The sequence below is a fragment of the Peptoniphilus genitalis genome, assembly GCF_023614525.1.
Taxonomy (GTDB): Bacteria; Bacillota; Clostridia; order Tissierellales; family Peptoniphilaceae; genus Peptoniphilus_A; species Peptoniphilus_A genitalis.
Genome location: NZ_CP097885.1, coordinates 475,861 through 496,869 on the forward strand (window position 1 = coordinate 475,861; position 21,009 = coordinate 496,869).

Sequence of the window (21,009 nt, forward strand, 5' to 3'; positions counted from 1 at the left end):
CTTAAATACCTTCCTAAGTTTTCATTATTTGTTATTAAATTTCAAAGTTTATGTTTTAAAATTTCAACTTTAGATTCTCACTTATAAGGTTGACTTAGATTAAAATAAATTATTTTGCCTACTTAATCAAATAATAATTTTAAAATTTAAAATCTATTACACATAATTCAAACTCTCTAATGCCATCACTATTAAAAATAGACAAAACAAAAAAGCCCCTCTCGGAGCTTTTTTATATGCTTATAAACTTTTATCGTCTTCTGAATTTTTCTTATCTGTTTCATCCAACTTATCATTCTTATGGATAAGTTCCTTTGCTTCATCAGATAAGTCTTCTTCATTTATTGTATCTTCAAGGTCAATTGATTCTTCATCAAGCTTTTCGCCATTAAAGATTTTTTCAAAGTCCTTGGAGTAAATTGTTTCCTTTTCTAAAAGGGCATCAGAAAGGGCAAGCAACTTGTCTAAGTTATCGCTTAAAAGTTCCTTACACTTTGTATAAGCCTCGTTTATAATTCTTGTAACTTCATCATCAATTTCTGCTGCAGTTCTTTCGGAATAATCTCTTGAACGTCCAAGGTCCCTTCCTATGAAGACTTCATTTTCTGATGAGTCGTAATTAATTGTTCCGAGCTTCTCACTCATTCCATAGTGGGTTACCATGGAACGAGCAATCTTTGTAGCTCTCTCAATGTCATTGGATGCACCAGTTGAAATGTCGTCAAGCACAAGAGACTCGGCAACTCTTCCTCCAAGAAGAGAAACAATAGAAGCTTCCATCTTCTTCTTTGTCATGAAAGAAACATCATCTTCAGGAAGGTAGGCAGTGAATCCACCAGCCATTCCTCTTGGAATAATTGTAATCATGTGAACAGGATCTTCTTCTGGAAGAAGTCTTGATACAATTGCGTGTCCAGATTCGTGAACTGCTGTAAGTTTTCTTTCCTTTTCTGAAACAATGCGAGACTTCTTTGCAGGACCTGCTTGGACCTTTATTGATGCTTCATCAACGTCTTCCATAGAAATTGCATTTTCGCCACGTCTTGCAGCAAGTAGGGCTGATTCGTTCATTAGGTTTTCAAGATCTGCTGGAGTAAAGCCTGGAGTTCTCTTTGCAATTACTTCAAGGTTTACATCATCTGCAAGCTTCTTTCCCCTAGAATGAATTTCAAGGATTGCCTTTCTTGCACGAACGTCTGGCTTGCCAACATAAACTGTCCTGTCAAATCTACCTGGCCTTAGGATTGCTGGGTCAAGTATGTCTGCCCTATTTGTTGCAGCCATAACTATAACGCCTTCGTTAGTTCCAAAACCATCCATCTCTACAAGAAGTTGGTTAAGAGTTTGCTCTCTTTCGTCATGGCCACCGCCAAGACCTGCTCCTCTTTTTCTTCCCACTGCATCAATTTCGTCAATAAAAATTATACAAGGTGCGTTTTTCTTTGCAGATTCAAAAAGGTCTCTTACTCTTGAAGCACCAACACCAACAAACATTTCAACGAAGTCAGATCCACTCATTATAAAGAAAGGAACTCCTGCTTCGCCGGCAACAGCCTTTGAAAGATAAGTTTTACCAGTTCCTGGAGGACCTACAAGTAGGACTCCCTTAGGGATTCTAGCTCCCATATTTATAAATTTCTTAGGATCTTTTAAGAAGTCAACAATTTCTTCAAGCTCTTCCTTTTCTTCTTCCAAGCCAGCAACATCCTTAAACTTAACTAGGTTTTTGCCATCTTCTTTGTTAATTAGTTTTGCCTTGCTCTTACCGAAGGAGTTCATCTTTCCTCCGCCACCAGCTTGTTGCATCATCTTGTACCAGAAGAAAACAATAAAGGCAAACATAAGAAGGGTTGGAATCCACTCAACTAAGAAAGAAGTTTGCTTAGTTGGGCTTGAAACTACGTTGATAGATCCTGTATCAGATTTTTCCTTTAAGTAGTCCCTATAGAAGGTATCTGCTGCCTCTTGTGGGATTACAGTCCTAAAAGTGTCGCCATTTTTTAGTTTAACGCTGGCAATGGAGTCAATTCCATTTTGCAAGTTTACAGACTTTACATTGTCCTTTTCAAGTTCCGTCACAAACTCTGTAAAAGATTTTTCTTCCACAACATTTGCTGGTGGTCCAAAAAATCTAATAGACAGTATTAATACAAGAATCAGGACAATATAAAATCCTGCTCCCCCAAATTTTTTATTCAATAATATCACTCCTCACTATTAGAATAGACAGACTCATCTAGTATTCCAATGTAAGGAAGTCCTCTGAATCTCTCGTTGTAGTCCATTCCATAACCAATTACAAAGTGGTCATCTATTTCATATCCATTGTATTTAACAGGCAGTTCAACCTTTCTTCTAGATGGTTTTGAAAGCATAGTTACAATTTCTATAGACCTTGCTCCCCTTGACTTTAAAATTTTAGTCAAATAAGAAAGAGTTACACCTGTATCAATTATGTCTTCGACGATTAAAATATCCTTATCAACTATTGATGTTGAAATATCCTTTAGGATCCTAACTTCACCCATGGACCTTGTGTCTTGGTAGCTGGAAACATCCATAAAGTCGTACTCAAGCTCTAAGTCAATACTTCTCATAATATCTGCCATAAAGGGAACACATCCCTTTAAGATTCCAAGCAAGAATAAATTCTTATCCTTGTAGTCCTCTGTTATTCTTTCCCCAAGTTCTTTAACTTTATCTCTGATTTCTTCTTCAGAATAAAGAACTTCTTTAATATCTGACATTCCTAACCTCCAAAATGAGTTTGTTTTTTGTGTTTTTATCAATCTTAACATCTTCTGAGATATCCATCCCAAGTATGTAGATGATTTTTTCATTATCACATACAAGTCCTATTTCATCTCTTAAAAGCCTGTCAACTTTTCTATCAATAAAATAATCCTTTAGCTTTTTATTATTTTTCATACCCAGTGGCTTAAATCTATCTCCTGGGGCTCTCTTCCTTATGTAAAGACTTCCTTTTATTTTATCACAGTCTATTACTTTTATAAAGGAATCCTCATGACTTTCTTTTTCATCTCTTGAGATGAAAATTTCTCCAAAGTCAGTTGCGTTTCTTCCAAGCACTAAATCCTTGCTTGTCTTCTCATCTTGGTCAATAACTTCTTCGATATAAATCTTGTCATAGGACCTTCTTGCAGAAATATTTTTGCCAAGATCAATTTGTCTTCCAGAGTCGCCAAGGCATAGATCATAGATAGCAAGTATGTTGGACCTACTTAAAATATTTTCACTATAAAAATTTTCTTCTAAGTATTTTTTTATTACTTCTTGACCTATAAACTTTTTTAATTTTTTTATTTCAGATGGAATTAAAAAATTATCTCCTAGGCAATTATAATAATTTTCTTCTAGAATTTCTCCTATAAAGTCATTAGCTTCTTCTGCGTTTTCAGAAAGTCTAAGAAGAGAATTTATTATATCTGGATTGAATTTTTTAAGTTGTGGAATAAGTCCCAGCCTAATTTTATTTCTAGTGTAGATTTCTTTAAAGTTTGTCTCGTCATCAAAGTATGGGAGCTTATTCTTGTGAAGATAGTCTTCAATCTCTTCCCTCTTAATATTTATAAGAGGTCTATAAACGTCTTTATTGACATGAGAGATGCCAGAAAGACCCTTTAGGCCTGTCCCCCTCATAATATTAAAAAGGACTGTCTCTGCCCTGTCATTGGCATTGTGGGCTGTTAAAATCTTCCTACCTTGAGAGTTTTCTCTAAAGAATTCATACCTTAAAATTCTTCCAGCCTCTTCAGATGAAATTTTTTCTTTTCTTGCAAATTCATCCATGTTCACTGTCTTACTTATAAATTTTATTCCATAAGCTTGGCAAGATTTTTTTACAAATTCCTCATCTCTCTTGGCAGTCTCTCTTATGCCATGGTTTAGGTGACAAACTATTATATCAAGGTCCCAATCTTCTTTTAAATCCATAAAATTATAAAAGAGATACATGGAGTCTGCCCCACCAGATACACCAAGACTTAGCTTGTCAGATTTTTTTATTATATTTAGTTTTTTTAAGTTCTCGTAAAATATCTTATCCATAGTTAAAATAAAAAAAGTGGCAAACTATCAAAAGATAGTTACCACTACTAATTTCTAGAATTCTTCTTCTTTGTCTTTTGATTGTATCTTGCTCTAGCTTCGTCAAGCTTTGTATTGCTTTCCTTGAGGAACTTGCTCAAGATGTCTTCGAATCTTTGGTCTACTTTTTCATCCTTAGGCTCTTCTTTTTTCTCAATGGCATCCTTAATTGAAAGAGCAATCTTTCCCTTTTCATCAATGCTAAGAACCTTGACCTTAACCTCATCACCTTCAGAAATGTGATTATTTATATCCTTAACAAAAGTGTCTGCAATTTCAGAAATATGTACTAGACCACTTTTGCCATCTTCTAAATCTACAAAGGCTCCAAACTTAGCAACCTTAGTAACTACACCTTCAACTATATCGCCTGGCGATAAATCCATAACTTCCTCCTAAATTTTATTTTAAATACCCTTATCAGTATTTGTAGCCTTATCCTTGTTCTTGTCAACATAGATAACTTCTCTTGGTTTAACCATGCCCAAATCTTCTCTCGCTACCTTTTCAATAAAATCAGTAGAGGAAGAATTTTCTAGTTCAGAATTCAGATTATCTATTTCAAGTTTTAAATTAGAAATTTCTCTATTGTTGGCAGAAATAATCTCAAGTTTTTGATTTCTTAGAGATATTGACTTGCCAATTTTTACTGAGCCAAAAAGTACAGACCCTATAATTATAATGGCAAGAGCCAAGGGAAATCTTCTTCTTTTTACCTTCATAAGTCTCTCCCACCTATATACAATTAGATTATTATCCTCAATTAATCTATCCTATCATAAAGAGTCTCTGCATCCTTCTTGGAATTCACATCAGAGATGTCCTTAACCTTGACCCTAATTTTTCTCTCGCCAAGTTGGAGTGAAATAATGTCATCAATGTTAACAGAATCTGATGGTTTGGCAAGCTTGTTGTTAATTTCTACAAGGCTCTTTTCACAAGCTTCCTTTGCTAGAGTTCTTCTTTTTATAAGTCTTGAGTTTTTTAAAAATTTATCTAATCTCATAATCCTCTCCATTAATGAATATATCAAATAGAGAAGAAAATATCAATACTTAGACAAAATTTGAGCATAAAAAAAGAAGGCCTTGCCTTCTCTTTTCTTACTTATTAACAGCTTCTTTAAGAGCTTTACCTGATCTGAAAACTGGAGCTTTAGATGCAGGAATCTTAATAACTTCTTCTGGATTTCTAGGGTTTCTTCCTTCTCTAGCTTTTCTTTGTCTAACTTCGAAAGTTCCAAATCCAACTAATTGAACTTTTTCTCCGTCTGCAAGAGCTTCTTGAACTGAAGAAATAAATCCGTTTAAAGCTTGTTCAGCGTCTTTTTTAGTAAGACCTGATTTTTCTGCAATGCTTGCTACTAATTCTGATTTGTTCATTTTATATCCTCCTTGAAGAATTTTCTATAGTCTTTCCTTAGTTACAAAACCTTGTAAGTCTTTGATATGCAAGACTTCTTAGGGCTTCATTGCTAAGACTGTTACAATTATAACCTAAGTTCACTTTATTTTCTACATTTATTTTAAAAAAATCGCTATTTTATCCAATTTTTTATAGATCTCATCAAATATTTCACGGAAATCCACTAAACCTTCTCTTTCCTTTAAGAAAAGCATTAATAAAGACAGGATTAAAGTGTCAATCTCCTCTTCATAGTCCATGGAAATCCCCTTAGATTTTTCTATTAAAAGCTTTTTAATCTTATCAAAATTTTCATCATCTAAGTAAAGGTCCTTGTCTTCTAAAATATTTTCCATCTCTTCCATAATTATTTGAAAGTTTTTTCCACTTGTCCTTGGAATGTAGATGCAGGACTGGTGATTGTAGTCATCAATTCTTGGAAGTTTATAAATTTCCACCTTCCTTACGATCTCATCATCAAGACCTGCGTCGGTAATTACATAGGCCATGTCCTCTTCGCTATAGACTTCTTGAAGAAGAAGTGATAGGTCTGATGCAATTCTCTTGTTATAGACTTGAGTTATTAGGGTGTCACGCCTTGTGTCAAAGTCAAACTTCTTTGCATCAGAATCTAAAAATAAAAGTCCATCAACGGCATCTCGTCCAACTCCGGCAAGAACTGGTTCGATAAAGGAAATTCCATTTACAATATTTATTTCTTCTTTCTTATCTATTAAGAGCCTCACAGTTTTTTCTGCAACTAGGGGAGTACCTGGAACAAAATAATTTATGTCTTTATCCTTAGCTTCTTCTATTAGTATTTCTACAATTTTATTATAAACTTGGTCGAAGCTTTCCATCTCATCGTACAAGTAGTCAAAGGACTGGTAAGCTATTTTATTTTCCTCAAAAAAAGAAAGGGCTTCATGCCTGTCAGTCCTCAAAAAATTTTTATTTCCGTTTTTCATAATTTTTACTGCTTCAAGGGTAAGGTCTCTTGAAGAAGTGGATCCAAGTCCAACAACATTTATCATTCTAATCACCTGCTAACATTATACACATAAAGTCTACTTGTTTATAAAAAATTTTAATTATATCTTTGCTTTGTTAATAAAAAAAATTTTTTCCCATGCAATAGAAAAATATTCTAAGCTAATTAACAATTTTAATTTCCTCAAGTCGTGAATTTTTAATTTCTTCATAAAAAAAAGAGGGGTTACCCCCTCCTCATAAGGATTAATCAAATCCAAATTTATCTCTCATTATTTTAAGTTCTTCATCTGTTAGGTCGTTTTCATCAACTGGCTCTTGATTTTCTTCTTCAGCCATTTTCTTTTTGTGTTCTTCCACGATCTTATCGTGCTCAGCTATAACTGCTAGAGCCACGTCTTGTGGAATCTCAATAGATTTCTTTTCTACTTCAGAAAGTTCAACCTTGCCACCAACGCAGAATTTTTTACCGTCTTCAAATTCATAAACAAAAACTTCAAGTTCTCCTGCCGGGTTCTTAATTGCAATCTTGTAATCTTCATCAAGCTTATCAATGTCGCTTTCAAGATAATTAACTACAGCTACAGTGCCTGATCCACAAGAGCCTTCTCTAAATAAAGTTTCAGAACCTTCTACATAAACGTAAGGAATCATTTCAAGCTTTTCCTTGTTGAAGAAAAGAACTCCATAGGCATCATCCTTGTAATCCTTTTTAAGGACTTCAAGAGCCTTATCTACAAATTCTCTGTCTTCTTCAGCTTCAACAACTAAGTGACTAATTCCATGAAGTTTAATAAGAGTGCAGTCCTTGCCAGCTATTGTCAAGTTTTCTCTTTCAATAGGACCATCAAGGGCAACATAGGCCTTTTGATTTTTAACATCTGCAATTACATCAGTTGTTCCTTTATGACCACTTACATAAACTTCAATATCAACAAGTCCATCAGTGTCATAGAAGCCTGCAGAGTAAAGTCCATAAGCTCTTGTTGCGTTGGCACAAAATTCTCCACCCATCATGTCCATCCTAAGAGGTGCACCTTCATAGGCTGGAGAAATAAATCCAACTTGTTCAACATCCTTATCTATTTGTTCAATAATACAGTCTGTATAAGCCTTTCTATATCCTGGATAAACAGGAGCTACAACAAAGCCTGTTATATTTCCACATGGGTTCGCTCTAAAATAATTAAAAGTTTTCTTCATAACCATCCTCTTCTTGACTCTAAAAATAAATTTACTCTTTAATTATAGCATACTAAGTTAGTATTTTTTAACAACTAATCCTATCTTACCCGAAATTTAATTTTTAACGCAGGCTTATTTTAGATACTTCTTTAAATCTTCTACCCTATCTGTTCTTTCCCAAGGAAGGTCTAAGTCATTTCTACCAAAGTGACCATAGGATGCAGTTTGTCTATAAATTGGTCTTAGTAAGTCAAGGTCACGAATAATTGCAGCTGGTCTCATGTCGAAGTTTTCCATAATAATTTTTTCGATTTCTTCATGAGAAAGTTTACCAGTTCCAAAAGTTTCTACATAAACTGAAGTTGGTCTTGCAATACCAATTGCATAGGCAAGTCCAATTTCAACTTTATCTGCAAGTCCTGCTGCAACAAGATTTTTTGCAATGTATCTTGCGTAGTAGGCACCAGACCTGTCAACCTTTGTTGGATCCTTTCCAGAGAAAGCTCCACCGCCATGTCTTCCAAAGCCGCCGTAGGTATCAACAATTATTTTTCTACCAGTAAGTCCAGCGTCAGCCATTGGTCCACCAATAACAAATCTGCCAGTTGGATTGATGAAAAATTCTGTGTCCTTGTCGATAAATTCTGCTGGCACAACTTTTTCAACAACTTCTCTAATGATGTCTTCTCTAATTTGTTCCATAGAAACATTTGGAGCGTGTTGAGATGATACTACAACATTCTTAAGTCTTACAGGCTTGTCTTCTTCATACTCAACTGTAACTTGAGTCTTGCCATCTGGTCTTAGGTAGTCAAGAGTTCCATCTTTTCTTACTTCAGTTAATCTTCTTGATAACTTATGAGCAAGTGAAATTGGAAGTGGCATCAACTCTTCAGTTTCGTTGCAAGCAAAGCCAAACATAATACCTTGGTCCCCTGCTCCAAAGGAGTCAAGTTCATCTACTCCATCTTCCTTGAACCTGTCGACACCCATGGCTATGTCAGAAGATTGTTCCTTGATTGCAGATAGGACTGCACAAGTTCTTCCATCGAAACCAAATTTTGCCCTGTTGTATCCAATATCTTCTAGGACTTCTCTTGCAGTTTTTTCAAAATCCACATAAGTTTCTGTTGAGATTTCTCCAGTTATAACTATCATTCCTGTGGATGCCATAGTTTCGCATGCCACTCTCGCATTTTTATCTTCCGCCAAAATCTTATCTAAGATGGCATCTGATATTTGGTCACAAACTTTGTCAGGATGTCCTTCTGTAACGGACTCTGAACTAAATTGCCATTTTTTCATTTTGTTTCTTTCCTCCATTTTAAATACCTTGATTTAATGTATGAATTTATTTTTTCTTTTCTATTTGGTCAAATTTATAAAGTCATATAAAATTTTAATCCATAAAAAAATCCCCACGCAAAAAGTGAGGACCATTAAACCTCATCTTCCAGATAAAAATCTGTGGGATTTAGCACCAACTAGGTTGCCGGGTTTCACAGTGCCCATTCACTCCACCACTCTCAATAAGGTATTATTTATATTTTGTAGATTAGATTATAGCACTTAAAATTTTTTAGTGCAACAAATTAAAATAGTTCATTAGGGATATGCCTACAGGATAAGTAATAATACTCATGATAAAAGAAAGAGTTATTACCTTTGAAGCAAATTCATGATCTGACTTCATCTGCTTTGTAAAGATAAAGCAGTTGGCTGCGCATGGAGTTGCCCAAAACACATAGGCTATTCCCAGCTCCATATTTGTAAATCCTAGCTTAACTCCCACTGGTATAAGAATAAGCGGAGCTAAAACTGTCTTTATAAAGGCTGATGTGAACATGATCTTAAAGTCTGACCTTGATGATTCAAAGTTTAGACTTGCCCCAATTAATATAAGGGACATTGGTGTTGAAATCTTTGCCACCATTTCTATCGCCTTATCCACTCCTTGATAGACTGGTAGGTTTAAGAAGTTAAATATTGCACCAAAGACTACACCAGCAATCATTGGGTTCTTAATAATTTTTATAAGAATATTAGAAATAGAAATTGACTTGTCTTCTGACTCAGAATAATAAGTCAAGAGGACTATAGCAGCTATGTTATAAAGAGTAAGTCCAAAGGCAATTATTACTATCATGTGTTCCATTGAAGGAGCTCCATTATAAATTATGTCTAAAATGGGAAAGCCAACGTAAACGAAGTTGGACCTATAGGCACAGTGAACGAAGGCAGATAATTTTCTCCTGTCTTTGATACTCATAGACTTACCTATTATAAGAGAAATAAAAATAACAAAAATAACTCCCAAAAGAATATAGGCAACATATTTTGGATGAAGGGACTCAATCCTTGCATTCTTTATGTCATAAAATAATTTAAAGGGCAAGGCCATGTAAAAGACTATCCATGTTCCCTTGTCTACGAAATTGTTGTCAATGTATCCTTTTTGTTTTGCAAAGTATCCAAGTAGCAAAACTATAAACACGGGCGATACAATATTAAAACCCATAAGTAAGTTACTCATAAAATCACCATATTAAATTATAGGGTAAATATTTAGGCTTGTCGAGGGCAATCTTTTAAAATACAATAGACCTAGGAGGTCATGTTATGAAAAAAATATTATCTATAGGGCTTACGTCCCTTGTTTTAATTACAAATGTTTTTGCTGGCGCAAAAGTTTCTAGTCAAAGCGTCTACGTAGATGGAAAAGACACTGGCGTTAAGGGCTACAACATTAACGACAACAACTACTTTAAGTTAAGAGACATTGCAGCACTACTTGATGGAAAGGACGCTGAGTTTAATGTTTCTTACGACAATGACAGAGAAGCTGTTATGATTACGAGCAAGTCTGACTACAAGAAAACTGAAAATGATCTAGTAGCTTTAAAGGACAGCGACAGTGAAATAAAAAAATCAACTCACAAGGTTTTTGTAAATGGAGTTAGACATTCCTTTAGCGTCTACACAATTGACGGCTACAATTATTTTCAATTGAGACAACTTGGCAAGACAATTGGTTTTGACGTCAACTTTGACGAAAAAAATAATTCTGTCCTAATTGATTCAAAAGCAATTCCTGGTCGATCCCTTGTCAACCACCAAGTCGATGTAAAAATTGTTGACTACGCAACTGACTACGAAGAAAAGAACTTAGACATTTTAAAGGACCCTCTTCTTGACATTTCAAAATTTCTTGCTAATATTAAAAACGAAGTACTTGCAACAGCTGAAGAAGGCAAGCTTAGTGGCGAATCAATTTATGTTAAGTCAGAAAATATTGTAGAAGTCCTACCAACTTCTGCTAAGTACAATGGCAAGCTAACTTACACTCCTTATATTAAGATTGACCAAGGAGATAAGTCTGAAGTCTTTCCTTATGAAAAGGAATTCGAAGTTGCAAAAACTTTGACATCAAAGGGCTTTGACTCCACAAGCGAATTTGAAATTAGCCTTGGAGCAAAGAGCAAGGATCATTTTGTTAAGTACTCATCTTTTAAGTATAAATAATTTTGGGTATATTAAATATGGAGGTGTTAGTAAATGGAAATTAAAAAAGATATGTTAATCGGACAAATTCTTGCAGAAAAACCTGAATCAATTGGTACCCTAATGAGTTTTGGAATGGGATGTATCATGTGCCCATCTTCTCAAATGGAAAGTCTTGAAGAAGCAGCAATGGTTCATGGTATAGATCCCAATATGCTTGTAGCTGCTCTTAACGAAGATAGCAAAGAAGAAGCAGAAGCTTAATCTAAGCTTAAACTTGAAGAGGCAGGAGCCTCTTCTTTTTTTACATAAACACTTTAATGATTTAATAAGGAGATAATTATGAAAAAGAAATTAATTTATGCCCTCTCCCTAGCCCTTCTTGTGGGTCCTGTTATGGCTTCAGTTGAAAAGGCTAACTACAATCCAACAGATGAGGCAGTGTCAGTTGACATAACAAAGAAAGAAAAAGAAAAAGTTGAGGATATAAAAGAAAAATTTAATATCACAGAGGCCTATGAAGATTTTAATTTAATTAAGGAACCAATAAATTCTGACAAAGTGTCTACTTATTATTTGAATAAAAAAGCAAAGAACAAAACCATTGACTCCTACCAATGGTCTGACGAAAAATTAGGAAACTTACAAGTTGCCTACACAAGTGATGGCGACTTCTACTCTTATTCAAAATGGAGCAAGGATCAAGATGCCGATAAAAATTCTGAAAAAATTTCAAAAGATCAAGCTCAAAAAATCGTAAAAGATAGGTTAGCAAAACTTATTCCAGACTTTGACAAAAAATATAAATTAAAAGATTTCTCTCTACAAGATGATGGAAAAGAATTAAATTTTTACTATGAGAGACTAATCCATGGAATACCCCTTGCATCAGACTCTCTTTATGTAAATATTTCCCTAACTTCTAAGGAAATAAGAGATATTGAAATTAACTCCGACTTTGGACCTGCTACATCCTTCTTAAGTGATAAGGACTTTACAGACAAGGCCAAGTTAAGTCAAGAGAATGCAGAAAAAATATTTAGAGAAAAATTTCCACTTAGGCTTTCCTACAAGATTTCCAATGATGGCAAGTCTGTAGAGAAGGTCTATCATTCAGAAATTCTTGATATAGATGCAGAAGATGGGAAGCTTGTAAAAAATAATAATTTGGGATTTATGCCCTATGAGATGGATAAAGCTGCTGATGCTGCAGGTCTAACTGATGTAGAAATTAAAAAGATTGACGGCCTAAAGGACTTAAAGAAAAAATCTCAAGCCAAGAAAAGAGCCTATGAAATTGCTGGCGATGGCTATCAAGTTACATCAATCTCTTTAAACTCTGACAAGGACAATTACTATTACAATATAAATTTAGAAAAAGATAAAAATTATGGCAACATCACTCTTAATGCCAAGAACTTAAATCTTGTTTCCCTAGATTTATGGTCTGATAGAAAAGTTTACAATAATAAAATCAAAGAAGAAGATGCCAAGAAACTTGCCCTAGGCTTCTTAGAAAAATATGGAGACAAGACTGAACTCAAACTAGATAAAATTTCAATTGACTCTTCTAAGATGGGGACTTCTATCTACATCCCAAGATATGTAAATAATCTTCCAGTCCTAAAAGAAGGTGTAAATATCTTTGTAGACCAAGATAAGAAAATTTCTTCCTACGAGAGAACTTTTACAAAAGTTGATTTCTCTAAGGCAAGTGAAAATACTTTGACACAAGAAGAGGCCAACAAGATTTTCTTATCCTCTAAGAACTTTGGCTTAAAATATGTGATTACTGACAAGGGACCTAAACTTTTCTACGGAAATATAAAGGACTTCGACCCAGTCATTGGTCAAGATAAAATTCTTAGAGACTATAATGGCGAGATTATTAACTTTAAGGAACAAATCTCCTATTCTGACCTTAATAAGGCAAGGGATAAGAATGCCATCCTCTTCTTAAAAGATATGGAAATTGGTTTAATAGGAAGAAATCTTTCAGACAAGATAACTTACCAAGATTTTGTTAAACTTTTAAATGGTCCTAATGGAATGAACTCCTCCTACATGGATAATTTTGGACTTGACCTTGAAAAATTAAAGGACAAAAATATTTTAGAAAAGGATGTCGTTAAGACTCTTGTGACAAAAAATAATCTTGAAAAATTTACAAAAGCCAAGGGAATTTTTAAAGAGGACATCTTTAAAAATCAAAAATCCTTGGGCGACTACGAATCTTATTATATAATTGCCAAGGGCTTCGGCTATATTGATGGCGACATAGATCCTAACAAGGAAATGACCCTTGAAGAAATCCTATATTTAATCTATAACTCAATGAAGTAATTGTAATTCTTTTGTAATTGCATCTTACCTCCCACTGATGTATATTATCAATGGGAGGTTTTTTATGACCCAAACAAGCTACGAAAGAAAAAAAAGATTAAGAAGACAAAAGGCTAGAAGAAAGAAGAGAATTAGACAAACTATTTCAATTTCAATTTTTGTCTTAGTACTTATTTTTATATTTTCAAAAATCTTTTCTGGAATAAAACATTCAAAAGACACAGAAGTTTCACCTGCCCTAATGTGGTACTACACAAATGAAATTTACAAGGACAGGCCAAGGCCAATCTTTTATGAAAAAGAATACATCTCCAATGTTGCCTTGGACAAATTAAGTAAAATGGAAGATGAATTTATAGTCAAGGGATCCAACCACCTAAAGAAGGTTGATAAGTATGCCTATGACGCAAAAAAAATTCGTGACTTCACAGTCCACCAAAACTACAAAGGAGAAAAGAAAATTGTATTCTTGACCTTTGACGATGGACCTAATAACGAAATCACTCCACAAGTTCTAAACATTTTAAAGAAGGAAAATGCTCGTGCAACCTTCTTCCTTGTTGGCAAGTCTATTGGCGACAAGACTGCAGGACGTGTAAGAGAAATTCTAGCAAATGGTAATGCCATTGCCACTCACTCCTTCACCCACGACTACGACTACCTCTACCCAGGAAGAACTGTAAATGTTGAAAGAGTTTATGATGAAATAGAAAAGACTAATGAAAGACTTCAAAATATTTTAGGCGATGATTTTCATTCTAAGGTCTTTAGGTATCCAGGCGGCGAAATGTCATGGAACAACACAGAGGCTTGCAATTCTTATCTAGCATCAAAAGATATAAATTGGATTGATTGGAACTGCCTTGTTGGTGATGCAGAGAAAAAATCTGTGAGACCAACAACAATCCAAGGTCAAATAGAATATCTTGACAAGTCACTTAACGAAAATAAGAACACAAAAATTGCAGTTGTTCTTTCCCACGATGCAATGAACAAACAACTAACAGCCGACTCCCTATCAGAAGTTATAAAATACTTCAGAGACAGGGACTATGAATTTGGACTTTTAAAATAATTCCAAATTTCTACAAGAAGTTCATAAAAAAAAAGAGGACTGATTTTATTTTCAGTCCTCTTTTTATTTGCCATAAATTCTTATTAATTAAAGCAAGATTATTTATTTTTAAATTAAACTAAGCCCCTTTTTATCAAGTAGATTAAAACAAATAGGCTGACAAAGGCCAGTATATAAGAAAATAATATATACACAATAAATAAAGACTTTCCACTTTTCTCATCTAGACTTCCAAGGATAAATAGGCTGGGTAAAAAAGATAAAAAACTAAGATAGGTATAGATAATAAGAAGAACTTCAATAAAAATAGTATTTATATTATCAATAAAAATATAAGCCCAACCCAAGCTTAAAAAAATTATAAAGGCATGAATTAAAATCCTATAAATTATATTAGATCTTTTAGGATACTGCCAAAGAATTATTTGTAAAAATTTTTTTATATTTTTTGTCAACTATAACCCCACCTAGAAATTATTTGTAAAAATATTATAGTATATTAAATAAAAAATTATCTACCATTAAAATATTTAAAATTATTTTCTTAAAGGATTTTGTCTTGAGTTTAAAATAAAAATAGGACTAATCTCTATGACTAGTCCTATTTTTTTATTAAAGTGAATTTTTTATTTTTTCTGCTCTTTCAATAAGTTTGTCTTTTCCTAATAGGTAAAGAATATTTTGCATTTCTGGTCCGTGAACATTTCCAGATATTGCAGCTCTTACTGGCATGTAAAGTTGCTTGCCCTTTACTCCAGAGTCCTTTTGAACTTCCTTCATTAGTCCCTTAGCAGTTTCCATGTCAATTTCATCGTGTGATTTTACAATCTTTATAAAGGAATCAAGAAGTCCTGGCACGTGTTCTTGTGCTAATTCTTCTTTTGCGGCATCTTCTGTGATTTCAATGTCGCCAAATAAGAACTTAATGTGTCCTGGAATATCTTCTAACTTGTCACAAGCTTCTCTCACTGTGTCTATTAAGATCTTGTACCATTCAAAGTTGTCCCTAATTTCTTCTTCACTTAAAAGACCTGACTCAGTTACAAATGGAATTGCAAGTTCAGCAAGTTTTTCTAGGTCATAGGACTTCATGTAGTGAGAGTTAACCCAGTTTAACTTGTCAGTGTCAAAGATTCCTCCAGACTTTCCTACCCTGTCAAAGGAGAATTTTTCTACTAACTCATCTAGGGACATAATTTCTTCTCCATCTTCTGGAGACCAGCCAACAAGTGCAAGATAGTTTACAATTCCTTCTGGTAGGTAGCCCCTCTTCTTAAAGTCTTCTACGGAAACATCTCCCTGTCTCTTAGAAAGTTTTTTTCTGTCCTTATTTAAAACTGTTGGAAGGTGAACAAATTCTGGTGCCTCCCAACCAAGACATTCATAAAGATAAACGTGCTTTGGAGTTGATGGAAGCCATTCTTCTCCTCTAACAATGTGAGTGATTCCCATTAGGTGGTCATCAACAATTACAGCCATGTGGTAAGTTGGGAAACCATCTGACTTCATTAATACTTGGTCGTCAATTTCATCAGTGTTAATTGTAACTTTTCCACGAACTGCATCGTTAAATGTGATGTCTTTGTTCTTTGGAAGTTTAAGTCTTACAACATAATCTTCGCCAGCTGCAATTCTCTTCTTAGCTTCTTCAAGAGGAATGCCACGGCAAAGTCCATCATACTTTGGCACCTTACCCTTAATTCTTTGTTCTTCTCTAAGATGATCTAATCTGTCCTTGGAGCAGAAGCAGTAGTAAGCGTGGCCATCTTCAATTAATTTATCAACATATTTTTTGTAGATGTCTAATCTTTCTGATTGGATGTAAGGTCCGCAGTCGCCAACTTCTGCTAGCTTGCCGTCCTTAACTACGACACCCTCGTCATGAGTTATACCTGCCCATTCAAGGGATTCAATTAGGTTTTCTATAGCACCTTCTACATATCTTGTCCTATCTGTATCTTCTATTCTCAAAACAAATTTGCCGCCATTTTTCTTTGCGAATAAGTAATTGTAAAGTGCTGTTCTCAAACCTCCAATGTGAAGGTAACCTGTTGGTGATGGTGCAAATCTTAATTTAATATCTGACATTTTTTATTCCTTTCTATTTACTTTGCTGTAATTTCTATAACTTGATAATAAGCCCAGTGATTTCTATTTAAATCTTTAAATGGGTTCTTTGAATATTTATCTAAGAAAGACTTGTTAATCTTCCTATCTAAAATCTTGTTAAAAATTGTGGCAGCTTCTGCCCTTGTGATCTTATCATTTGGTTTGAATTCATTTTTTGATTTTCCAACCATAATTCCGTGACTTGACAAGGCATTTATAGCCTCACTTGCCCAATAATTTTCCTTTACGTCCTTGAAATCAATTGGGTGCTTGCCCACATTTAATTTCAAATAATTTGCCATCATGCTGGCAAACTGTACCCTAGTCATTGGCTCATTTGGTTTAAAAGTTCCATCTTCATAACCAGAAATTAGGCCTCGTTTTTCTATAAAGACAATATTGTCGTAGAACCATTGACCCTCCTTCAAGTCGCTAAAGGAAGACTCGCCATTGGCCTTGGCTTTGTCGTCAATTAATCTCTTTAAAACTGAGGCAGCCTCTGCCCTTGTTATTTTCTCGTTTGGAGCGAACTTATCACTAGATATACCTGACATATATGGAAGTCTAATAAGGTCTATAGACTTTTGAAGTTCTGCAAGTGACTTATTTATTTCATCAGTTGAAACTTCACTTTTAACTACAATATACTCAGCTGAGGCAATAGCTGCACGAATTCTTCTTTCATTTTGGATGCCTGCCTTAGCAGTTGAAAGACTTTTTGCAAAGTCCACATAGTCTGTTAACTTTTCAAGAGTTTTTATTGTGCTATAAGTTTCCAGTTCATCGTTATTTTCGTTAACAAGTTCTGTTGATTTTTTAGCCTCAAGCTTAGCCTTTACCATGTAATCAAGGCTTGCTTCCTTGTCCTTTGTAGTCGCAACTATCCTAAGTAAAGATCCTTCTTTTAAATCAAGACCTTGAAAGATAAAGTTTCCCTTTTCATCAGCCTTAGTAGTGGCAACAAGTTTTTTATCAATGGCAAGTCTTAAGTCAGCATTTTTTTCTGTTGTGCCTTGGATTTCACTTGATCCATCATAAAGGTCCTTGATAGTCAAAACGCCATTTTGAGTTTTTGTTGATGACTCAAGATTTTTTTGGTCACTCTTAGTAGCTCCTTCCTTGTCCACATAGGATAAGACAAAGGAGTTTTTTAAGTTAGAACTTGATCCAACGTCACTCTTTACCCTAGTAGAGATTTCTAGGTTTAGCCTGTCGCCCTTGATAACAGAAAGGTCGTTGGCATTAATTGTAACAATGCTTTGGTCCTTTCCCTTAATGGAAGTTTCCCTAATGTCTAGCTTGCCTGCCACTTCCTTCTCGTCAATTAGCCTTGCTTCCTTGACTTCAAGTGCCTTATCAAACAAGAGAGTTACAGAAAAAGATGAATACTTTTCCTTGTAGTCTCTTGGCAAATTTACAATTAAATTATACTTTAGATTATCGCCACTCTTAGCCTGAGATAAACCAGGTTGTTCTAGGACAACTTGGATGTCTTCAGCTGCAAATACATTTACAAAAAGAGTGAAAGTCATAAGAATGTATAAAAACAATTTTTTCATAAGAACGCCCCCTTAATATATTTATAATTATACTAAAGGGGCCTTAACAATTCAATAAATGAGTATTTTTAAGTTTTATCTCTATTAGTCTCCTTTGAATTAATGAAATAAATCATAAATATTGAAACTAATGTCGAATTCAAAAATGCCATTGGCAAGGTGTAAATTTTAAGACTATAAATATATCTTTTTAAGGCAATCCAAATTATAAAAATTATTATTGTAAAAAATATATTTAGTTTACTTCTAAAGAATCTTTTTATTATCTCTATAACTTTATATTGTAGTGCTAAGATACAAAAACTTGTACAATTTACAAAAAGTCTAACAAAAGCAGATATGTCTAAAAGTATAAAATCTTTATTTGAATTTTTATCCATAAATTCTATAACCCTGCTCTTATCATAGGGTTGAATAGTTTGTTTTGGTAAATCCAAAATATCGCTATGATAAAATAAAATAAAAATAAAAAATAAAAAGAATATCAAATAGACTATATTTCCAAATTTTCTATATTTCATTATTTAAACTCAGTATAATTTACATCTGAAGCGTTTTGTGGAATTATAATATTATATCTATTGCACCATCCTGTAACAACTGACGCAGTCGTACCATCTATTCTACTGTATGTATTAATAATTTTAGCATGACGACCGCAATTATTAATGTTCGTAATTGACATTCCCTTTGAAATACTTTCTAAATTAAATAAAAAAGAAGAAACGCCTCCTGTTCTAGGCAAATACCCCAATGTAGCTTTGACTATATCTCCCATTGAAAAAGATGTCCATTCAAATACAAAATCTATTGTTTTTGGTTTATCAAGATAAGTCACTATCGCTTCAGTTGATTCATATCCATTTACTGTATTAAGGTATGATACTACACCTCCCTTAGGTGCTATATAACTTTGTGAATATGGCTTTATATACTTAACTCCATATTTTATTGCATATTTAGTTCTAATTGAGTCTTCAATTTCTGGATAAATTATCTCCTCATATACATCCAACATTTCTACTGCATCTTGCTCTTCTAGTTGTTTTAATATATTCTCTCTTTCTTTCTCCTTTTCAATTTCTATCTCATCTATCATTTGTTTTTCATAATCCGCATTATCTTGATTACTTGCAAATACATGGACAGGCATTAAAAACAATATGGCTATAACTATCATCTTAAATTTAACTTTCATTATTTTTCACTCCTTGATAATATCAAAATATTACTTAACTATATTGCACTAACAAATTCACCTTGCAATCATTTTATACCCAAAATAATATATTTTAATAAAAACTAAAAAAGACTTTAGCAAATTATAAATCACTAAAGTCCTAAAAATACTTTTTATTAAAATGGCAATATTGGTCTTAAATATCTTAGTGTAAAGATAAGCGCCAATAAATACATTACAGGTGAAACTTCTTTTCCACGTCCTGTTGCTACTTTTAAGATTACATAAGAGATCATTCCCACAGAAATACCTTCTGCAATTGAATATGCAAAGGGCATTGTAACCATTGTCAAAAAGGCTGGAACTGATTCTGTGTAGTCATCTAATTTTATTTGATTAATTGGACTAATCATAAAAAGTCCTACCATAACAAGAGCAGCTGATGTTGCTTGTGCTGGCACAATTGAAAAAATCGGGAATAAAAATAGGGATACAAAGAAGAAGAAGGCACAAGATAGTGATGTAAGTCCAGTTCTTCCTCCGTCAGCTACACCTGATGCAGATTCAACAAAAGTTGTAACTGTAGATGTACCTAGTAGGGCACCCACCACTGTACCAATGGCATCAGATAAAAGGGCACGACCAACACCTGGTAGGTTTCCATCTTTATCGATTAAGCCTGCCTTAGTTGCAACTCCAGTTAAGGTTCCCACTGTATCAAATAAGTCTACAAACAAAAATGTAAACATTACTGAAAACATATCAAAGGTAAATAAATCTCCCCAGTGAAGTTTAAAGGCAACAGGGCTAAGTGATGGTGGAAGTGAGAATAACATTCCTCCAGGTAAGTGACTAACTCCCAAGATAAGAGCAAGTACAGTTCCTGTTATAATTCCATATAAAAGTGCTCCCTTGACATTTTTTGCTGTCAAAAGTGCCATGACCATAAGTGATACTATAAAAACAAGAGATGGTCTTGATGCAATTTCTCCAAGAGAAATTAAAGTTGCGTCATTATTTACAATAATTCCTGCTGAAATAAGTCCAACTAGGGTTATAAATAATCCTATACCAACAGATACTGCATTCTTAAGTGACATTGGTATTGAAGTAAATATTGCTTCACGAATGTTAAAGAAGCTCATCACTATAAAGATGATACCTTCTAAGAATACTGCCGTTAAGGCGTAGGACCAATCGTGACCCATACTTAATACAACTGTGTAAGTGAAGAAAGCATTAAGTCCCATTCCTGCTGAAAGTGCAAAGGGCAAGTTTGCAAATAGTCCCATAAAGAGCATTGCAATTATTGAAGCAACTATGGTCGCAGTGAAAACTCCACCCTTGTCCATTCCAGTTTCAGATAACATGTTTGGATTTACAACAAGAATATATGACATTGTCATAAAAGTTGTAAGTCCTGCCAAGAATTCTGTCTTGGCATTAGTCTTTCTCTCATTGAGAGAAAATGTTCTTTCTAAAAAACTTGAATTTGTTTCCATTTTTTCCTCCTCGTATAAAATACATTTTTTATTCTATCACATTGGACGACAAAT

The 21,009-nt window shown here is 34.0% G+C and carries 19 protein-coding genes and 1 riboswitch; of the genes, 4 read left to right on the forward strand and 15 right to left on the reverse strand.

All coding sequences use genetic code 11. The annotated features are described in order from the left end of the window. Positions 1 to 240 precede the first annotated feature (240 nt). The 11 genes from ftsH to M9426_RS02320 form a co-directional block, all read right to left on the reverse strand. Positions 241 to 2,199, reverse strand: a complete 1,959-nt coding sequence (ftsH, locus tag M9426_RS02270; protein WP_305883876.1) for an ATP-dependent zinc metalloprotease FtsH — start codon at positions 2,197 to 2,199, stop codon at positions 241 to 243. Between the two features lie 5 nt (positions 2,200 to 2,204). Then, positions 2,205 to 2,747, reverse strand: a complete 543-nt coding sequence (gene hpt, locus M9426_RS02275) for a hypoxanthine phosphoribosyltransferase (RefSeq protein ID WP_250342326.1) — start codon at positions 2,745 to 2,747, stop codon at positions 2,205 to 2,207. Then, positions 2,734 to 4,068: a tRNA lysidine(34) synthetase TilS gene (gene tilS, locus M9426_RS02280; RefSeq protein ID WP_250342327.1), complete on the reverse strand. Its 1,335-nt coding sequence runs from the start codon at positions 4,066 to 4,068 to the stop codon at positions 2,734 to 2,736. Before tilS ends, hpt begins: the two co-directional genes overlap by 14 nt. Before the next feature lie 47 nt (positions 4,069 to 4,115). Beyond that, entirely contained in the window at positions 4,116 to 4,493 is a 378-nt protein-coding gene (locus M9426_RS02285; RefSeq protein ID WP_005958005.1) for a S1 RNA-binding domain-containing protein, read from the reverse strand. Between the two features lie 21 nt (positions 4,494 to 4,514). Continuing rightward, a complete protein-coding gene (locus M9426_RS02290; RefSeq protein WP_250342328.1) occupies positions 4,515 to 4,829 on the reverse strand; it encodes an FtsB family cell division protein in 315 nt (104 codons plus the stop codon). A gap of 41 nt (positions 4,830 to 4,870) precedes the next feature. Continuing rightward, positions 4,871 to 5,113 (reverse strand): RNA-binding S4 domain-containing protein, encoded by a 243-nt coding sequence (locus tag M9426_RS02295; protein ID WP_005957924.1) that lies wholly within the window; start codon positions 5,111 to 5,113, stop codon positions 4,871 to 4,873. Between the two features lie 97 nt (positions 5,114 to 5,210). Further along, a complete protein-coding gene (locus M9426_RS02300) occupies positions 5,211 to 5,489 on the reverse strand; it encodes a non-specific DNA-binding protein Hbs (protein ID WP_005957971.1) in 279 nt (92 codons plus the stop codon). Positions 5,490 to 5,627: 138 nt separating this feature from the next. Then, the gene (locus M9426_RS02305) at positions 5,628 to 6,545 is read right to left on the reverse strand and encodes an SAM-dependent methyltransferase (protein WP_005957952.1); all 918 of its coding nucleotides are present in this window, start codon (positions 6,543 to 6,545) and stop codon (positions 5,628 to 5,630) included. A 202-nt stretch (positions 6,546 to 6,747) separates the two neighbouring features. Then, positions 6,748 to 7,704 carry a histidine racemase CntK family protein gene (locus M9426_RS02310; RefSeq protein ID WP_005957944.1) on the reverse strand — a complete coding sequence of 319 codons (957 nt, stop codon included), beginning with the start codon at positions 7,702 to 7,704 and terminating at the stop codon, positions 6,748 to 6,750. A 114-nt stretch (positions 7,705 to 7,818) separates the two neighbouring features. Continuing rightward, a complete protein-coding gene (gene metK / locus M9426_RS02315) occupies positions 7,819 to 8,991 on the reverse strand; it encodes a methionine adenosyltransferase (protein WP_195445381.1) in 1,173 nt (390 codons plus the stop codon). 138 nt (positions 8,992 to 9,129) lie between these two features. After that, positions 9,130 to 9,222, reverse strand: a riboswitch (SAM riboswitch). Positions 9,223 to 9,265: 43 nt separating this feature from the next. Further along, a complete protein-coding gene (locus M9426_RS02320) occupies positions 9,266 to 10,219 on the reverse strand; it encodes an AEC family transporter (RefSeq protein WP_250342329.1) in 954 nt (317 codons plus the stop codon). An 86-nt stretch (positions 10,220 to 10,305) separates the two neighbouring features. Here M9426_RS02320 and M9426_RS02325 point away from each other — a divergent pair, with 86 nt between their 5' ends. The 4 genes from M9426_RS02325 to M9426_RS02340 all read left to right on the forward strand — a co-directional run bounded on the left by M9426_RS02325 (position 10,306) and on the right by M9426_RS02340 (position 14,605). Further along, positions 10,306 to 11,208, forward strand: a complete 903-nt coding sequence (locus tag M9426_RS02325) for a hypothetical protein (protein ID WP_250342330.1) — start codon at positions 10,306 to 10,308, stop codon at positions 11,206 to 11,208. Between the two features lie 33 nt (positions 11,209 to 11,241). After that, positions 11,242 to 11,451 carry a DUF1858 domain-containing protein gene (locus M9426_RS02330; RefSeq protein ID WP_148465716.1) on the forward strand — a complete coding sequence of 70 codons (210 nt, stop codon included), beginning with the start codon at positions 11,242 to 11,244 and terminating at the stop codon, positions 11,449 to 11,451. 78 nt (positions 11,452 to 11,529) lie between these two features. Further along, complete coding sequence (locus M9426_RS02335) at positions 11,530 to 13,530, forward strand: YcdB/YcdC domain-containing protein (protein WP_250342331.1); 2,001 nt, start codon at positions 11,530 to 11,532, stop codon at positions 13,528 to 13,530. Between the two features lie 64 nt (positions 13,531 to 13,594). Next, complete coding sequence (locus M9426_RS02340) at positions 13,595 to 14,605, forward strand: polysaccharide deacetylase family protein (protein WP_250342332.1); 1,011 nt, start codon at positions 13,595 to 13,597, stop codon at positions 14,603 to 14,605. A gap of 612 nt (positions 14,606 to 15,217) precedes the next feature. Here the strand turns inward: M9426_RS02340 and gltX are convergent. The 4 genes from gltX to M9426_RS02360 all read right to left on the reverse strand — a co-directional run bounded on the left by gltX (position 15,218) and on the right by M9426_RS02360 (position 20,955). Further along, on the reverse strand, positions 15,218 to 16,693 hold the full coding sequence (gltX, locus tag M9426_RS02345) for a glutamate--tRNA ligase (protein ID WP_005957913.1): 1,476 nt from the start codon (positions 16,691 to 16,693) through the stop codon (positions 15,218 to 15,220). 17 nt (positions 16,694 to 16,710) lie between these two features. Then, positions 16,711 to 18,273: an S-layer homology domain-containing protein gene (locus M9426_RS02350; protein ID WP_250342333.1), complete on the reverse strand. Its 1,563-nt coding sequence runs from the start codon at positions 18,271 to 18,273 to the stop codon at positions 16,711 to 16,713. A gap of 520 nt (positions 18,274 to 18,793) precedes the next feature. After that, positions 18,794 to 19,471 (reverse strand): hypothetical protein, encoded by a 678-nt coding sequence (locus tag M9426_RS02355; RefSeq protein ID WP_250342334.1) that lies wholly within the window; start codon positions 19,469 to 19,471, stop codon positions 18,794 to 18,796. Positions 19,472 to 19,629: 158 nt separating this feature from the next. Continuing rightward, positions 19,630 to 20,955 carry an NCS2 family permease gene (locus M9426_RS02360; RefSeq protein ID WP_250342335.1) on the reverse strand — a complete coding sequence of 442 codons (1,326 nt, stop codon included), beginning with the start codon at positions 20,953 to 20,955 and terminating at the stop codon, positions 19,630 to 19,632. Between the last annotated feature and the right edge of the window lie 54 nt (positions 20,956 to 21,009).

Excerpts from the sequence above, each read along its gene's own strand:
- M9426_RS02300 (WP_005957971.1), bottom strand. The coding sequence starts at position 5,489 with ATGAACAAATCAGAATTAGTAGCAAGCATTGCAGAAAAATCAGGTCTT.
- M9426_RS02360 (WP_250342335.1), bottom strand. The coding sequence starts at position 20,955 with ATGGAAACAAATTCAAGTTTTTTAGAAAGAACATTTTCTCTCAATGAG.
- M9426_RS02295 (WP_005957924.1), bottom strand. The coding sequence starts at position 5,113 with ATGAGATTAGATAAATTTTTAAAAAACTCAAGACTTATAAAAAGAAGA.
- M9426_RS02310 (WP_005957944.1), bottom strand. The coding sequence starts at position 7,704 with ATGAAGAAAACTTTTAATTATTTTAGAGCGAACCCATGTGGAAATATA.
- M9426_RS02330 (WP_148465716.1), top strand. The coding sequence starts at position 11,242 with ATGGAAATTAAAAAAGATATGTTAATCGGACAAATTCTTGCAGAAAAA.
- gltX (WP_005957913.1), bottom strand. The coding sequence starts at position 16,693 with ATGTCAGATATTAAATTAAGATTTGCACCATCACCAACAGGTTACCTT.
- M9426_RS02355 (WP_250342334.1), bottom strand. The coding sequence starts at position 19,471 with ATGAAAGTTAAATTTAAGATGATAGTTATAGCCATATTGTTTTTAATG.
- hpt (WP_250342326.1), bottom strand. The coding sequence starts at position 2,747 with ATGTCAGATATTAAAGAAGTTCTTTATTCTGAAGAAGAAATCAGAGAT.
- M9426_RS02305 (WP_005957952.1), bottom strand. The coding sequence starts at position 6,545 with ATGATAAATGTTGTTGGACTTGGATCCACTTCTTCAAGAGACCTTACC.
- M9426_RS02340 (WP_250342332.1), top strand. The coding sequence starts at position 13,595 with ATGACCCAAACAAGCTACGAAAGAAAAAAAAGATTAAGAAGACAAAAG.
- M9426_RS02285 (WP_005958005.1), bottom strand. The coding sequence starts at position 4,493 with ATGGATTTATCGCCAGGCGATATAGTTGAAGGTGTAGTTACTAAGGTT.
- M9426_RS02335 (WP_250342331.1), top strand. The coding sequence starts at position 11,530 with ATGAAAAAGAAATTAATTTATGCCCTCTCCCTAGCCCTTCTTGTGGGT.
- M9426_RS02320 (WP_250342329.1), bottom strand. The coding sequence starts at position 10,219 with ATGAGTAACTTACTTATGGGTTTTAATATTGTATCGCCCGTGTTTATA.
- M9426_RS02325 (WP_250342330.1), top strand. The coding sequence starts at position 10,306 with ATGAAAAAAATATTATCTATAGGGCTTACGTCCCTTGTTTTAATTACA.
- tilS (WP_250342327.1), bottom strand. The coding sequence starts at position 4,068 with ATGGATAAGATATTTTACGAGAACTTAAAAAAACTAAATATAATAAAA.
- metK (WP_195445381.1), bottom strand. The coding sequence starts at position 8,991 with ATGAAAAAATGGCAATTTAGTTCAGAGTCCGTTACAGAAGGACATCCT.
- M9426_RS02350 (WP_250342333.1), bottom strand. The coding sequence starts at position 18,273 with ATGAAAAAATTGTTTTTATACATTCTTATGACTTTCACTCTTTTTGTA.
- M9426_RS02290 (WP_250342328.1), bottom strand. The coding sequence starts at position 4,829 with ATGAAGGTAAAAAGAAGAAGATTTCCCTTGGCTCTTGCCATTATAATT.